The sequence below is a fragment of the Pararhodobacter marinus genome, assembly GCF_003122215.1.
Classification (GTDB): Bacteria; Pseudomonadota; Alphaproteobacteria; order Rhodobacterales; family Rhodobacteraceae; genus Pararhodobacter; species Pararhodobacter marinus.
In genome coordinates, this window is sequence record NZ_QEYD01000009.1 from 50819 (window position 1) to 65633 (window position 14815).

General features: G+C 68.9%; 13 protein-coding genes. 4 read left to right on the forward strand and 9 right to left on the reverse strand.

Annotation, left to right across the window (positions count from 1 at the left end):
- Positions 1-2: 2 nt before the first annotated feature.
- The 7 genes from yihA to C4N9_RS14890 form a co-directional block, all read right to left on the reverse strand.
- Positions 3-656, reverse strand: coding sequence for a ribosome biogenesis GTP-binding protein YihA/YsxC (gene yihA, locus C4N9_RS14860; protein ID WP_109534137.1), 654 nt, complete (start codon positions 654-656; stop codon positions 3-5).
- Entirely contained in the window at positions 653-1414 is a 762-nt protein-coding gene (locus C4N9_RS14865) for an MOSC domain-containing protein (protein ID WP_245902575.1), read from the reverse strand. Before C4N9_RS14865 ends, yihA begins: the two co-directional genes overlap by 4 nt.
- A complete protein-coding gene (yidC, locus tag C4N9_RS14870; RefSeq protein WP_109534138.1) occupies positions 1411-3225 on the reverse strand; it encodes a membrane protein insertase YidC in 1815 nt (604 codons plus the stop codon). The genes C4N9_RS14865 and yidC overlap by 4 nt, the downstream gene beginning before the upstream one ends.
- Before the next feature lie 1401 nt (positions 3226-4626).
- Complete coding sequence (locus C4N9_RS14875; RefSeq protein WP_109534139.1) at positions 4627-6210, reverse strand: GGDEF domain-containing phosphodiesterase; 1584 nt, start codon at positions 6208-6210, stop codon at positions 4627-4629.
- A gap of 74 nt (positions 6211-6284) precedes the next feature.
- Positions 6285-7235, reverse strand: a complete 951-nt coding sequence (gene ttcA / locus C4N9_RS14880; RefSeq protein WP_425440805.1) for a tRNA 2-thiocytidine(32) synthetase TtcA — start codon at positions 7233-7235, stop codon at positions 6285-6287.
- A gap of 64 nt (positions 7236-7299) precedes the next feature.
- The gene (gene yidD / locus C4N9_RS14885; RefSeq protein ID WP_109534282.1) at positions 7300-7575 is read right to left on the reverse strand and encodes a membrane protein insertion efficiency factor YidD; all 276 of its coding nucleotides are present in this window, start codon (positions 7573-7575) and stop codon (positions 7300-7302) included.
- 92 nt (positions 7576-7667) lie between these two features.
- The gene (locus tag C4N9_RS14890; RefSeq protein ID WP_109534283.1) at positions 7668-8150 is read right to left on the reverse strand and encodes a 2-thiouracil desulfurase family protein; all 483 of its coding nucleotides are present in this window, start codon (positions 8148-8150) and stop codon (positions 7668-7670) included.
- 87 nt (positions 8151-8237) lie between these two features.
- On the opposite strand from C4N9_RS14890, the gene C4N9_RS14895 reads away from it, so the two are divergent.
- Positions 8238-8981: an SDR family oxidoreductase gene (locus tag C4N9_RS14895; protein ID WP_109534140.1), complete on the forward strand. Its 744-nt coding sequence runs from the start codon at positions 8238-8240 to the stop codon at positions 8979-8981.
- Here C4N9_RS14895 and pncA read toward each other — a convergent pair whose 3' ends face one another.
- Positions 8982-9590, reverse strand: coding sequence for a bifunctional nicotinamidase/pyrazinamidase (gene pncA / locus C4N9_RS14900; protein WP_109534141.1), 609 nt, complete (start codon positions 9588-9590; stop codon positions 8982-8984).
- Positions 9591-9829: 239 nt separating this feature from the next.
- Between pncA and C4N9_RS14905 the strand changes: the two genes are divergently transcribed.
- From C4N9_RS14905 to C4N9_RS14915, 3 genes are all read left to right on the forward strand, one after another.
- Positions 9830-10699 carry a LysR family transcriptional regulator gene (locus tag C4N9_RS14905; RefSeq protein WP_109534142.1) on the forward strand — a complete coding sequence of 290 codons (870 nt, stop codon included), beginning with the start codon at positions 9830-9832 and terminating at the stop codon, positions 10697-10699.
- Positions 10696-11652 carry a DMT family transporter gene (locus C4N9_RS14910; protein WP_245902576.1) on the forward strand — a complete coding sequence of 319 codons (957 nt, stop codon included), beginning with the start codon at positions 10696-10698 and terminating at the stop codon, positions 11650-11652. The genes C4N9_RS14905 and C4N9_RS14910 overlap by 4 nt, the downstream gene beginning before the upstream one ends.
- Positions 11653-11985: 333 nt before the next feature.
- On the forward strand, positions 11986-13182 hold the full coding sequence (locus C4N9_RS14915) for an LCCL domain-containing protein (protein ID WP_109534143.1): 1197 nt from the start codon (positions 11986-11988) through the stop codon (positions 13180-13182).
- Positions 13183-13231: 49 nt separating this feature from the next.
- Here C4N9_RS14915 and C4N9_RS14920 read toward each other — a convergent pair whose 3' ends face one another.
- Entirely contained in the window at positions 13232-14800 is a 1569-nt protein-coding gene (locus C4N9_RS14920) for a tetratricopeptide repeat-containing sulfotransferase family protein (RefSeq protein WP_109534144.1), read from the reverse strand.
- Between the last annotated feature and the right edge of the window lie 15 nt (positions 14801-14815).

A 14815-nucleotide genomic window follows, 5' to 3' on the forward strand; every position in this document is an offset into this window, starting at 1 on the left:
CGTTACTGCATGGTGGCGATGATGGCGCGGAGCGTGGCGATACCCTCGCCCTTTTCCGACGAGGTGACAAGCAGCTCGGGATAGGCGGCGGGATGCTTGGCCAGTGCCTTGCGCACCTGGTCGAGCGTCTTGTCGCGCTGCGCGGCGCTGATCTTGTCGGCCTTGGTCAGCACGACCTGAAAGGTCACCGCGGCCTTGTTGAGAAGGTCGAGGATCTCTTCGTCGACCTTCTTGATGCCGTGGCGCATGTCGATCAGCACGAAGGCCCGGCGCAGGGTGGCGCGGCCCGACAGGTAGCTTTTCAGAAGCGCCTGCCACTGACGCACCACGGCAACCGGCGCCTCGGCGAATCCATAGCCGGGCAGGTCGACGAGAAAGAGCTTCTCGCCCACGTCGAAATAGTTGATTTCCTGCGTCCGCCCCGGCGTGTTCGACGTCCGCGCCAGCGCCTTGCGGCCCGTCAGCGCGTTGATCAGGCTGGATTTGCCGACATTCGAACGCCCGGCAAAGCAGATCTCCAGCCGGTCGGCGGGCGGCAGGCCGGACATCGCGACCACGCCTTTGACGAAATCGACCGGCCCGGCGAACAGCTTGCGTCCGGCCTCGGTGTCTTCGGGCGTGGGCTGCGGGGCCTCGGGGAAGGGCAGCATGGTCATGTCAGGATCTCCACCGGGTCTCCGAGAGCGATCTCGCCGCCGTCGAGCACGCTCGCCAGCGCGCCGAGGTCGCGGTGGTGCCAGCCGGTTTCGAGCGCGGCGAGCGTATCGCCGTCGGCTTTGCCGGTCAGCGGGTCATAGGTCGTGGCGACGCAGCGGGTGATCGGCGCCTCGACGCGCAGGCGGGTCTGACCGATGCGCAGCTCGCGCCCGACAAGGTCGAATTCCTGCCACGGCGCCAGCCCGTCGAGCCACAGGTTGCCCCGGAAGCGGTGGATCGACAGGTCCATGCCCATCCGCTCGGACAGCGCCCGCAGCGAGGCGAGGTTCATCAGCGACACGCGTCCGCCGGGCCGGTCCGTCAGGTCGCCACCGTCACGGCGCGCGACCAGACCGCGCAAAGCCGGACGCGAGTCGGGCCAGAGCGGACGCAGCCAGTCGACAAGCGCGGGGCCGTCCTCGGGCAGTGTGCCGGTGAACGGGGCAAGGTCGGGATGGCTGAGGGTGATCTGCGCGGTCGTCTCGTCGAACGCGGCACGGATCGCCATCAACCGGCCCTCGGCCGCGCCCCGGGCGAAACTGCGCTTTGGCTGCCAGCCTTCGGGCGCGCCTTCGAACTTGGCGGCTTGGGTCGCGACGGCGAAGATCCGGTCGAACGGGAGCGGGCGGCCCTGAGACAGGACCGCCCTTTCCAGCATCTGCCAGCCCAGCGATTTCACCGGGTGGCGGACGATATGCACCAGCCGCGCGTCGCTCACTTCGCCTTGCCGCTCGGTTTCGCGTCCTTGTTCGCCGCCTTTTTGCGTTTGAACGAGGATCGGATGTTGCCGAACAGGTCGGGCCGCGACCCATGCGCCGTCATGATCGAATATTGCTGGATGAAGGTGATGATGTTGTTCCCGATCCAGTAGATCAGCAGCCCCGAGGCGAAGCCGCCCATCACGAACATGAAGATCCACGGCATCCAGTTGAAGATCGTTGCCTGCATCGGATCCGCGGGCGCCGGGTTCAGGCGCATCTGGAACCACATCGAGATGCCGAACAGGAGCGGCAGCACGCCCAGGAAGATCGTCGCCATCAGCGACCCCGGATCGGGTGCCGCCCAGGGCAGCAGGCCGAAGAAGTTGTAGATCGAGGTCGGATCGGGCGCGGACAGGTCATTGAACACGCCGACGAAGGGGGCATGCCGCAATTCGATGGTGACGAAGATCACCTTGTAGAGCGAGAAGAAGATCGGGATCTGCAACAGCAGCGGCAGACAGCCGGCGGCCGGGTTCACCTTGCGGTCGCGATAAAGCGACATCATCTCCTGTTGCAGCTTCTGGCGGTCGTCGCCGGCGCGCTCCTTGATCTTCTGCATCTCGGGCTGAAGCTCTTTCATCCGCGCCATCGAGACGTAGGATTTCCACGCCAGCGGCAGCAGGATGGCCTTCAGCGTCAGCGTCAGCGCCAGGATCGCCCAGCCCATGTTGCCGATCGTCTGGTAGTAGAAGTTGAGCACGCGGAAGATCGGGCGGGTCAGGAAGAAGAACCAGCCCCAGTCGATGGCGTCGGTGAAACGCTCGACCTGAAGGTCGTTCTCGTAGGCGTTCAGGACGTTGAATTCCTTGGCCCCGGTGAACAGCATCGAGCTGGACGACGCGGTTTCGCCCGGCTGCACGGTGATCGCGGGCTGGCGCAGGCTGGCCTGGTAGATATTCGCGCCCGGCACGTATTGCGCGACCGCGGTCATGCCCTGACCGGGCATCCCGACCAGCGTGGCCATGAAGTATTTCGACGTGAAACCGATCCAGGCGTTGTTCGCGGCGGTGGTCGACAGCGTCGGGATCCGCTCGCGGTCGCTGACCTGGTAATCCTCCATGTCGCCGTAATCCGCCTCGAGCAGCGCGCCGTCGGTCATCTGCACGAGCCCCTCATGCGAGATGAAGAACCGTTCCAGATCCTCGGGGATGCCGTGCTGGGCCAGGATCGAATAGGGATCGAGCGAGACGGCGGTGCCGGTGGTGTTCTCGACCGCCTGATCCACGGTGAACATGTACTGCTCGTCGACGCTGATGACGCGGGTGAAGATCAGCCCTTCGCCATTGTCCCATTCCAGCGTCACCGGGTTGCCGACGCTCAGCGCGTTGTCGCCGACCTGGCGCCACTGGGTCGACGGGCCGGGCACCTGTTCATAGGTCAGTCCGCCGCGCGGGGTCCAGCCGTAGAGCGCATAGAACGGGTGCCGGCTGCCGCCATTGGGGTTGAGCAGGTGCACCGCGTCGCTGTCGGGGTCCAGCGTTTCGGTATAGTCGCGCAGCTGCATGTCGTCGAACCGGCCGCCGATCAGCGCGATCGAGCCGGTCAGGTGCGGCGTGTCGATGGCGATGCGCGGCGTCTGTTCCAGCGGTTCGGCCAGCGTCGCGTCGCCGTCCGCGGGCGCGTCCTGCGCCGGAGGCGGGACCAGTTCGCTTTGCGAGACCGTTTCACCGGGTTGAGGCTCGGGCGGCGGGAACAGGGCGAACCATCCCATGATGACCGCGAGGCTCAGGGCGAAGGCGAGGATCAGGTTCTTGGTTTGATCTTCCATCAGGGGATTCCGCTTGACCTTTCGGGACGCGTATTGGTGCAGCGCCGGTTCAACAGACCTTGCTCCCAAAGGTCAAGCGGATTCCCCGGATAACCGGCCGCGCGGGCGGTTGGACGCGGGGCCGGAAGCGGGGTCCGGCCGGGCCGGACCCGGGGGCGCCGGTCCGGAGCCGAGGGCCGTCGAGGCGGACCGGGAATGCAGGCGGACCTCCCTGTGGCGCGGGTGGCGCGGCGCAGGGAGGTCCGCCGGGGCAAGGGGCTGCGGTGCCGGGCGCTGCCTGTGCGGCGATGCGCCGCGCCCGGCGGAACGGGGGGGCGATCTGTCAGAACCATGCCCGGCGAGAGCGCAAGGCAGTCCCGCAAAGGCAGGGGACCGCGTCGGGGCGGGGCCGTGCGGTCAAGTCGCACAGGCGCCGGAAGTCCGCTGCAGGTTCCGATTGGTTACAGGCAAGACCTGGGCCGGGAGCGCATCTTTCGACCGACGGCAACCCATGGAGTCTTGACGATCGTCGGACGGCTCGGGACGCGATGTTCCCGAACCGGCGGGCTCTGAACCCTGCGGGGGGCATTGTGGCCGTGCCCCCGCGAAGCGACGAATGCTTGGCCGCCATATCCGGCGGTCTGCCGGGGGCGCGACGTGCACGGAAGGGGGACGCGCGGGCACCGAACACGGCAACGGCGCGCGCCCCGCCTGTTTTGCGGGCAGCCGGAAGCGGGATGCGTGAACCATCCGAGTGGTCGCGGCACTCCTGAAGGGCGGCGGGTATCGAGATACCATATCTGCCAAGCCGCGTTTGAACGCCCCTCGGTATGGTCGGCAGTCGGGACAATATGCATTCGGCGTCTGGCGCTGCGAAGGCGCCGTGGGGCTGTTCAACACGGTCCATAGACAGCGATAGGTCACGCCCGTTGGCTCGAAGCGGGATCGCATGGCGCATTCCCGACCTCGGCTAAGACGACAAAGGAGGAATGGCGATACCGGACACAGGCCGGACCGGCTGTCGCAGCGCGAGAGCCGTCGCCCCGTCGGCAAGGCGAGAGGATGGTGCGGATGCGCTTTGCGAGAGCCGCGGCCGGGTCTTCCCGCCGGGCGCTGGTTTCGCCAATCGGCAGCGGGCCGATACCGTTCGGGGCGGGGTGGTTCTTGCCGGGCCCGCCGCGTTTCTTTCGCTCGCGCCCTTTTTTCAGGACACTGCTTTGGATGCCCCGGATTTGCCTCCGAGGCTTGAACGGTGTCGTGAAGGGTAGTTGGACCGGGTCTTGGACCATGGGCCCGGTGAGGGAGCCCTTTGCGCGCGGTCTGGCCGTTCCGACCATGCCTCGGCCCCGCAGCCGCCGACCCCCATGTAGGCCGCGATCACGCCGCAGGCCCGACCGCCCGAAGACCCGCGCGGCGCGGGCCTTACTGGGCCGCGTGACCCGGAGGCGCGCGGGTTTGCGCGACGTCGTCGAGCCAGGGCTCGCCCCGTTCCAGCGCCTGACGGTGAGCGTTCAGCCAGGTCGGAAGGTCAGAGGCCGGCATCGGCCGGGCGATGGCGAATCCCTGCAGATGGTCGCAGCCCATCTGCGCCAGCTTCACTTGCTCGGCCGGATGCTCCACCCCTTCGGCCAGGGTCTCGACACCCAGCTGTCGGGCCATCGACAGGATCGCGGCCACCATGCGGCATTGGTCTTCGTCGGCATGCAGGTTGGTGACGAAACTGCGGTCGATCTTTATCCGGCTGATGGCGAAGCGGCGGATCGTCGCGATCGAGGCGTGGCCGGTGCCGAAATCGTCCAGGTCGATGCCGCAGCCCATGGTGGCGAGGCGGGCAATGGTGCGGACCGCGGTATCGTCTTCGTCATTGGCCACGACGGTTTCGAGGATCTCGATGCTCAGCCGGTCGGGTGTCAGGTCGAAGCGGTCGAGCTCCCACGCGATCTCGTCGGCCAGCCGCGCGTTGCGCAGGTCCTCGGCCGAACAATTGATCGACACTTTGGGGGCCGCCAGTCCTGCCGCGTCGAGGCCGCTCAGCATCGTCAGGGCATCGGTCAGCATTCGCGCGGCCAGTTTTCCCGACAATCCCGCCGCTTCGATCTGCGGCAGAAATTCGCCGGGTGGCAGCAGGCCGGATTTCGGATGATGCCAGCGCGCCAGCGCTTCGAAGCCGCTGACGGCACCGGTATCGGTCTTTATCTGCGGCTGAAAATGCGCGCGGATTTCGCCCGTCTCGAGTGCGCGGCGCAGGTCTGCGACGCGGTTGCCGCTGAGCGCGGCGGGAAAATCCACGACCGAATAGCTGACCACCGCACCCGGCCCGGCAACGAGCGCCTTGCGCGCCGCCCTTTCCGCAGCCTGCAGCATGTCAAGTCCGTTCAGCATGGCCGCGCGGGGCGACAGGCAATAGCCGATCGACACGCTGGGCCAGAGCGCGGCGCCGTCGATCGTGAGCGGTTCGCTCAGCCGGGAGACGATGCGCTGGCAGATCCGGAAAACGGTCCCCGTATCGCCCCCCGCATCGCCTCCTGGCTCGCCCGCCCGCGCGACATTGCCCAGGGCGACGCCGAATCCATCGTCGTCCAGCGGACAGAACAGGTCCTGCGCGCGCAGGACCGTGCCAAGGTTCAGCGTGAGCGCGTCCAGAAGCGCGGCATAGCGGGCGGGGCCCAGCTGCCGGCGCAGCCTCGGGGCTTCGTCGAGGCGGATCGCCAGCGCCGCCGCGCCGGTGGTGCCTGTCCGCCCGGCGCGCAGCAGGGCGAGGATATCGTCCCGCTGGCGCAGGCTGGTGTCGCTATCCGGGGCGATGCCCGCCCGCGGACCGGTCCGTTGCAGGATGCGGAACGCGGCCCGCAGCAGCAGCGCCTGGGGGATGAGCACGGCCAGTCGCACCCCCTCCGGCAGGTCCGCCAGGATGGTCACCAGCGTCAGCACCGGGACCGGCACCAGTAGCCAGAGCCCCGGCCGCGCCGCCTGTCGAATGAGCCAATGATATGCGGTCGTCTTCATCCGCGCGCCGTTCCGGTTTCCGCGCCGTCATGCGGGCTGCGGTCACAGGCTGGTCGCGGGTCATGACGGAAAGTTTAACGCAAACGGGGAATTTCGCTCGAATTCGAGTCAATTGAACCGGCATCCGGCTGAGCCTGCGCGGCTTCTCCCTCGCTGGGGGCCGAGGGCCAGAGCCCCGCGAAATCGAACAGCTTTGGGTCCACCAGATGCGAGGGGCGTGCGTTCATCAGCGCCTTGAACATCACGTTGCGCCGACCCGGCGTCCGGCGCTCCCATTCATCGAGGATACCCTTGACCTGCTGGCGCTGCAGCCCGTCCTGCGAGCCGCACAGGTCGCAGGGAATGACCGGGTAATTCATCGCGCGGGCGAATTTCTCGCAATCGGCCTCGGCCACGAAGGCGAGCGGGCGCAGGACGGTCAGGTCGCCTTCCTCGTTCAACAGCTTGGGCGGCATGGTTGCCAGCCGCCCGCCATGGAACAGGTTCATGAAAAAGGTTTCCAGCATGTCGTCGCGGTGATGGCCCAGGACGACCGAGGTGCAGCCCTCTTCGCGCGCGATCCGGTACAAGTTGCCCCGGCGCAAGCGCGAGCAGAGCGCGCAATAGGTCCGGCCCTGCGGGACCTTGTCGACGACGATGGAATAGGTGTCCTGATACTCGATCCGGTGGGGCACGCCCATCTTCGTCAGGAACTCGGGCAGGACCGTCGCGGGAAAGCCGGGCTGACCCTGATCGAGGTTGCAGGCCAGAAGCTCGACGGGCAGCAGGCCGCGCCATTGCAATTCGTGCAGGACGGCGAGCAGCGTGTAGCTGTCCTTGCCCCCCGACAGGCAGACGAGCCACTTGTCGCCGGGGCGGATCATGCCGAAGGTCTCGGTCGCCTCGCGCACCTGCTGGACCAGCCGCTTGCGCAGCTTGCGGAACTCGGTCGATTTCGGCGCGCCGTGGAACAGCGCGTGGATATCGTCGCCGGCTTCCGGGCGGTCTGTGTCGAGCATCGGGTCGAGCTTGGGATCGTCGCGCATGGGCTGGGCCCTCCTGACCGCGTGCCATAGTGGCATTGGCCCTGGCAGGTCAAGCAGCGCGGGCTCAGTGGTGATCGTGGCCGCATCCGCGCCGCGCGTCCCATTCCGGGTCCGCGCCGGGCACCGGGTCATAGCCGGACCGGCCCCAGGGGTGGCAGGCGGCAAGGCGTCTCAGCGTCAGCCAGCCGCCCTTGAGCGCACCATGCCGGCTCAGCGCTTCCATCGAATAGGCCGAGCAGGTGGGCTGGAAACGGCAGCCATGGCCCACCCACGGGCTGAGCAGCAGCCGGTAGGCGCGGACGGGCAGCGCAACCAGCCATGCCGCCGGGTCGCGGCGCAGGTCGGGGCGGGGGGGCTGGTTGGACGGTGACACGGCTTGGCCTTTCGGGATGCGGCACAGATGGGCGCGGTGGCCGGGCGGGGCAAGGGGCGTCAGGCCAGCAGGCTGGCCAGGGCGGCGATGTCGCGCGGGCTGAAGACGCGGATGCCGTGCCGTTCCAGCAATTCGCTGACCACGCCGCGCCCCGCAAGCCGGGTGCCGTCGTGATGGCCCGAATAAACCCAGCGGCTGCCGCAGGAGGGGCTGGCATCGGTGAGAAGCGCCACGCGGCAATCGCGCGCGCGGGCGGTATCGAGCGCGATCTGTGCGCCATCCGTGAAGAAGGCGGTGACATCCTCGCCGGTATCGGTCAGCACGCGGGCCTTGCCGTCGAGAACCTCGGCAGCGGTGGCGCCGGGTTCGATCTCGGCGGGGCGGCGGGGGGTGGCAAGGCCTGCCGAAACCTCGGGGCAGAGCGGGACGAGGCGCCCCTCGGCCCGCCAGGTATCGAGGAGCGTTCCGCTCAGGGTCTTGGCGCGTCCGTCATAGCGGACCGGGGCGCCCAGCAGGCAGGCGCTGACAAGGATGCGTGACATGCGCTGCACGGTAAGGCCGGGCCGGCGCTTGGTAAAGATGGACCCTGCACCGGCGCGCCGCTAGCCTTTGCAAAAAGGGGGGGCGGGATGCGCAAGCGGATGCTGATCACCGGGGGGACGCGCGGGATCGGGCGGGCGACGGCGCGGATGGCCGCCGCGCGCGGCTGGGATCTGGCGCTGGGCTATCGCGGGGACGACGCGGCGGCGCAGGCGCTGGTGGCCGATCTCGAGGCGACGGGCGCCCGCGCGGTGGCAAAGCCGGGCGAGGTCAGCGATCCCGACGCGGTGGCGGCCCTGTTCGATGTCGCCGAAAGCGCGTTGGGCGGGCTGGACGCGGTCGTGGTCAATGCGGGGATCGTGGCGCCCTCGTCGTCCCTGGCCGGGACCGGGACCGACCGGCTGCGCCGCGTGGTCGAGGTGAACCTTCTGGGCGCGCTTTTCACGGCGCGCGAGGCGGCGCGGCGGCTCGGCAACGGCAAGGGTAAGGGCGGCGCGATCGTGCTGGTGTCGTCCGTCGCGGCCCGGCTGGGGGCCGCCGGGGAATACGTGGATTACGCCGCCGCCAAGGCCGGTGTCGAAACGCTGGCGCTGGGGCTCTCCCGGGAGTTGGCGGCGCAGGGGGTGCGGGTGAACGCGGTGCGCCCGGGGCTGATCGATACCGGCATCCATGCCAGTGGCGGGCGGCCGGGTCGCGCGCAGGACCTGGCACATCTGGCCGCGCTGGGACGTCCCGGACGCCCCGAGGAAGTGGCCGAGATGATCCTGTGGCTGTGCAGCCCGGCCGCGTCCTATGTCACGGGCGCCGTGATGGAAGTGGGCGGCGGGCGCTGATCAGCCGATCAGCCTCACCCCCGCCGCGCGCATCTGCTCAAGCGCCGAGGCGAGCGAGCCGTCGAGGTCGATGGCCCGGCAGGCATCGAGCCTCACGCTGACGTCAAAGCCCAGCTTGGCCGCATCAAGCGCCGAGAAGGCCACGCAGTAATCGGTGGCAAGGCCCGCGAGCGTGACCGCCGTGACGCCCCGTGCACGCAGATAGCCGTCCAGCCCGGTGGGCGTGGTCTTGTCGTTCTCGAAAAAGGCCGAATAGCTGTCGATGGCCGGGCGAAAGCCCTTGCGGATGATCAGATCGGCGGGATCGGTGCGCAAGCCCTCGTGAAATGCCGCGCCCCGGCTGCCCTGCACGCAATGGGTGGGCCACAGCACCTGCGGACCATAGGGCATCTCGGTCAGCGAGAAGGGCTCGGCCCCCGGATGATTGGCGGCAAAGGACGTGTGGTCGGCGGGGTGCCAGTCCTGCGTCAGGACGGTGACGGCGAAATCCTCCATCATCGCGTTGATCGGCGCGATCACGGCATCGCCGTCGCTGACCGCCAGCGCGCCGCCGGGGCAGAAATCGTTCTGGACGTCGATGACGAGAAGGGCGTGGGTGTCGGGCTGCATGGGGCCTCCGTCGGTTCTTGCCGGGCGGTTCGTGCCCGTGGCATCGTGCCGGGCAGTTTCACGGCGATAAGAGGCGCTCTGCGGCGCGGCGTCAAGCCGGCGGCGTCAAGGCGGTGGCGCGGGGCCGGGCGTCGCCACAGGGTCGCCACGGGGGCGGTAAATCCGGTTGCACCGGCCGCCCTGCGCCCCCAAGATGCCCGCGACATCGCAAAGGCCCGACGTCGCAAGAGAATGACCCGATGAGCATCGAATCCTGGGATGAAATCCGCACCGCGTGGCAGGTTGCGCGCGCGGGGACGGTCAGCGGCGCGGCCGAGATCCTGGGCGTTCACCATGCCACGGTGATCCGGCATATCGACGCGCTCGAGGCCCGGCTGGGCGTGAAGCTGTTCCAGCGGCACGCGCGCGGCTACACCCCGACCGAGGCAGGCAACGCGCTGGCGCAGGTGGGCCGCGTCACCGACGAGCAATTCGCCCAGCTCGGCACGCGGCTGACGGGCGTCGGCACCGGGATCGAGGGGGATCTGGTCATCACCACGCTGCCGGGCATCGTCCCGCTGCTGCGCCCGGCGCTCCTGACGCTCAACAAGACCTATCCCGATCTGGTGCTGCGGGTGAAGACAGAGCGGCGGGTGCTGCGGCTGGAATACGGCGAGGCGCATGTGGCGCTGCGGGCAGGCAACCGCCCGACCGAACCCGACAATGTCGTGCAGCCGCTGCTGACCTGCCCCGTCTCTCTTTATGCCAGCCCCGCCTATCTGGAAGAACACGGCCGGCCCGCCGATGTGTCCGAGCTGCAACACCATCGGTTCGTGGCCGAGGAGCTGGACGACAACCGCGCGCCCTTCGCGCAATGGTTCGCCCGTCTCGACCCCGCGCCGCATGTCGTGTTCCGCTCGAACGAGGCCGAGGCGCGCCGCGTCGCCATCGCCGACGGGCTGGGTCTCGGGTTTCTCTTCGGGGAAGAGGATGCGGAGGATCTGGTCCAGGTCATGCCCAGCCGCCCGGAATGGGATTTCACCATCTGGCTGGTCACCCATGTCGACCTGCACCGCACGCCCAAGGTTCAGGCGGCGGTTTCGGTGATCAAGCAGGCCTTCAAGCAATGACCGACGCGTCCGGATCCCGGCCCGCCCCCGGCTATGGCGCGATGCGCGGCCGCCAGCAGGCGCTGCGCGGTCACGCGGCGATGCTGGGCTTTTCGGCGGCCGTGTCGGGGTCGTTCAGTCTGGGCGCGATGGTCGCCAACGACATCGCGCCGGTGGCGCTGACCTCGGTGCGGTTCCTGCTGGCCTCGGCGGTCCTGGCGGTGATGGTGGTGCTGTTGCCCGCCGCCGGGCGCCACGGCGCGCGCGGCTTCACGCGCGAGGACTTGCGCGCACCGTGGCGCTACGCGGTGCTGGCGGTGTTCTATGGCGGCTATTTCGTCCTGATGTTCGAGGCGCTGAAGACCGCCGATCCGGTCCAGGCGGGCGTGATCTTCACCCTGACGCCACTGATGACCGCGCTGATCGCGGTGCCGCTTCTGGGCCAGAAGCTGTTGCCGCGGGTCGCGGGCGCTCTGGCCATCGGGGCGGTTGGCGCGGCCTGGGTGATCTTTCGCGGCGACTGGACGGCGATGGTTCGGTTCGAGATCGGGTTTGGCGAACAGCTTTATTTCGTCGGCTGCGCGCTGCATGCCTTTTACGCGCCCGCGCTGAAATGGCTGAACCGCGGGGAAAGCGCTTTTGTCACCGCCTCGCTGATGACGCTGGCCGGGTTCATCCTGTTCGCGACCTATGGCTGGCGCGAGATCGCCGCGACCGACTGGCTGGCGCTGCCGGGGCGGGTCTGGTTGGTGCTGGCCTATCTGGTGGTGTTTGCAACCGCGCTGGCGGGGTCGGCGGTGCAGTTCGCCGCCCAGCGTCTGCCGGCTTCGCGGGTGATGGCCTATACTTATGGCACGCCCGCCTGGGTGATCCTGTGGGAACTGGCGCTGGGCCATGGTGTGCCCGGGGCGATCGTGCTGCCGGGAATCGCGCTGATCGCGGTGGCGCTTCTGGTTCTTTTGCGCGCGGACTGAGCCGCGCGGGCCGCCATGCGCCTTCCGACTTCACGGCTTTATTTCTTGCCTTTGTCGCCCGTCCGGCGCAGCATTCGCGGCGTTTGAAAAAGACTATTTTCTGCGCTGCGAGCCTTTCTGGTTCCGGTCGCGGGCAAGTGACAGCGAAAGGAGCGGCATGGGCCCGCATCTCCGATCACGGTTTGGCCGCCGCCCCTTGTGCATCGCATCAGCGCAGCCCCGGCCTGGCGTGCCAGCTTGCGGAACGCCTTGCCCTGCGCCTTGCACAGGCGCCGCGCGGCCCTTTGAACAGGCCGGGTCGACCGGCCGAGCATTTCTTACCAGGAGGACAAGATGATTCATGTTTTCACCCCCACCCGCCCGCGGGCCGTGGCTGCGCTGGCCCTGATCGGCAGCATGAGCGCCAGCGGCGCCTTCGCCTGCCCGGACTGGAGCCTGCAGGGCACGCCCATCGCATTCGGGTCCGAACAGCTCTGGGTGCCGCAGGCCGTGGATGTCGTGGCGGGCGGGAATGTCGATCTCGCCACCTGTCCCGTCGAGGGCTATGGCTGGGTGATCACGCAGCCGGATTTCGACTTCACCTTCTCGGAAAACGATGCCGGGCGCGAGCTGGAGCTGCGGGTCGAGGGGACCTGCGATACCGTGCTTCTGGTCAACGATGCCTCGGGGACGTGGCATTTCAACGACGACGACCGCGAGCTCAATCCCGGGATCCGTATCCCGAACGCGCCCGCCGGGGCCTATGACATCTGGGTCGGAACGTATGCGCCGCAGACCTGCGCGGCGCGGCTGGTTCTGGAAACCTTCGGCACGCCGCCGGGGGGCGGTTCGCAAGGCGGCGCGTCGCAGGGCGGCGATGGCGGGGGCGGGATGCAGGCGATGGCCGATCCCGGCAACCTGACCGATTACCGCGACCGGGTCGGGCAGAGCTTTACCTTCACCGTGACCGGCACGGACCGGGGATCGGTCTGGGGCTCGGATATCTATACCGACGATTCCGCGCTGGCGGCGGCGGCGGTTCATGCCGGGGCGATCGGCATGGGCGAAACCGGGCCGGTGACGGTGACGATCCTGCCGGGGCAGCAAAGCTATCAGGGCTCGCCCGCGAACGGGGTGACCACGTCGGATTACGGCTCGTGGAGCGGCAGCTACCAGTTCGTCCTGCCCGAGGCCGCCGTGGAACCGGCGCCCGCCAGCCTGACCGATTACCGTGACCGCGTGGGCCAGACCTTCCGCTTCAGCGTGACGGGATCGGATCGCGGTTCGGTCTGGGGATCGGGGCCCTATACCGACGATTCGGCGGTGGCCGTGGCGGCGGTTCATGCTGGCGCCCTGGCCGTCGGCGAAACCGGCGTGGTCGAGATCCGCATCGTGCCCGGCCAGCAAAGCTATCAGGGGTCGAGCGCGAATGGCGTCACGACCTCGAATTACGGCTCGTGGCAGGGCAGCTACGATTTCGTGGGTCACGAGGCCGCACCGGCGCCCGCGCCGGCAGCAGAAGCCCCGGCCGCACCGTCGGCAGGCAAGTAACCGCCGCCAAAGACGACAGAAAAGGCCCGGCTGTTGCCGGGCCTTTTCGTCAGAGCGGACGGTCCTGGCGGGCCATGGCGCGAATGAAGGGGGCGAGCGCATCCTCATGGCGCGTCCAGTCCTCGAACGCGCCGGGGGCGTCCAGTGCTTCCATCATCGCCGGATGAGGCGCGAGGCCCAAAGCCTCGGCCAGAGCACGAAGCTGCGGGTCGGGATCGGCGCGCAGACCCTCGTAGCGGCAGGTCACGAAGGCATCGGGAAACTGCGCCTGCCAATGCTCGATCAGTGCGTCAAGCTGGGCGTGATAGCTGGCGATATCCTCCAGATCATGCGCCCAGGGGAAGGGCTCGGCGGGCATGTCCTGCGCGTAGAGATCAAGCGCGGTGGCGCGGGGATCGCGCGTGACATGCACGATGCGGGCCTTGGGGAACAGCGTCAGGATCAGCCCGGCCCAGTCCGCATTGGCGGGCGTGGGATCGAAAAGGCGCGGCGCATCGCTGGCCCCCGAGGCCAGCGCCCCGGCCCGCGCGGCAACCCAGTCCGGCGTCATCACGCGCGGCGCGGCCAGCACGGCGCGGCCCAGCCCGGGGATCGCGCCGGGCGCGTCGGTGGCGTGGATCTGCGGATGCGCGGCGAGCGCGCGCGCCACGGTCTCGGCCGCCGTGCCGGGCATCCCGATCAGGAAGACGGGCTGCACATCCGTCCGGCCCTGCGCGGAAAGGGCGGCGACCTGTTCCGGGCCAAAGAGCGTGCGGATGCGGCCGATCTCCTTGCGGCGCTGGGCGTGGGAATAGGCCGGGGCCTGCTGGCGACGAACGGCCTGCGCGGTGTCGAGCAGCGCGAAGACCTGCGCGTCGGCGCCGCTGTCGGCCAGCGCCCGGGCCAGCACGAAGGACAGCCGCGTGCGGGCCTCGCCGCTTGCCGCGTCGAGCGCCGCGCGCAGCCGGTCGAGCCGGGGATCGTCCGGGGCGAAGGTGGTGACGGCGGCGATGCCCTCCCACGCGGCGACCTCGGCCGGATCGAGCGCCAGCGCGGCCTCGAAGGCGGCGCGCGCCGCGCCGGGTTCGCCCTGCGCCGCAAGGATCTCGCCCCGGACCAGCTGTGCCTCGGCCACGTCCGCAAGCGGGGCGAGGGTTTCGAGCGCCTCGGTCAGCTGCCCCTGCTCGCGCTGGATCGAGGCCAGCATGACGCGGGCGGCGGGATGGCCGGGTTCGGCGATCATCGCCTGCTTTGCGGCCTCTTGCGCGGCGGGCCAGTCGGCCTTGAGCACCAGCGCGCTGGCAAGGTTGCGCAGCAGCGAAGGGTCGCCGGGCCTGTCCCTGAGCGCGGCGCGGATCGGCGCCTCGGCCTCGGCGACGCGGCCGGTTCCGATCAGCGCCGCGACGAGGTTATGCGTCACCTCGGTGTAATCGGGCGCCATGGCATGGGCGCGCTGGAAGGCGCGGGTGGCGTCGTCGGGCCGCCCGGTCTGCATCATCGCCACGCCCATCACGTTGTAGAGCAGCGGCACATCGGCATTGCGCCGCAACATGCCGCGCGCGGCGACGATCGCGTCGTCGAAACGCTCGTCCTGCATCAGGCTTTGAAGGTCGTTCAGTTCGCTTTCGGTCAGGGCCATGACGCTCTCGTCTCG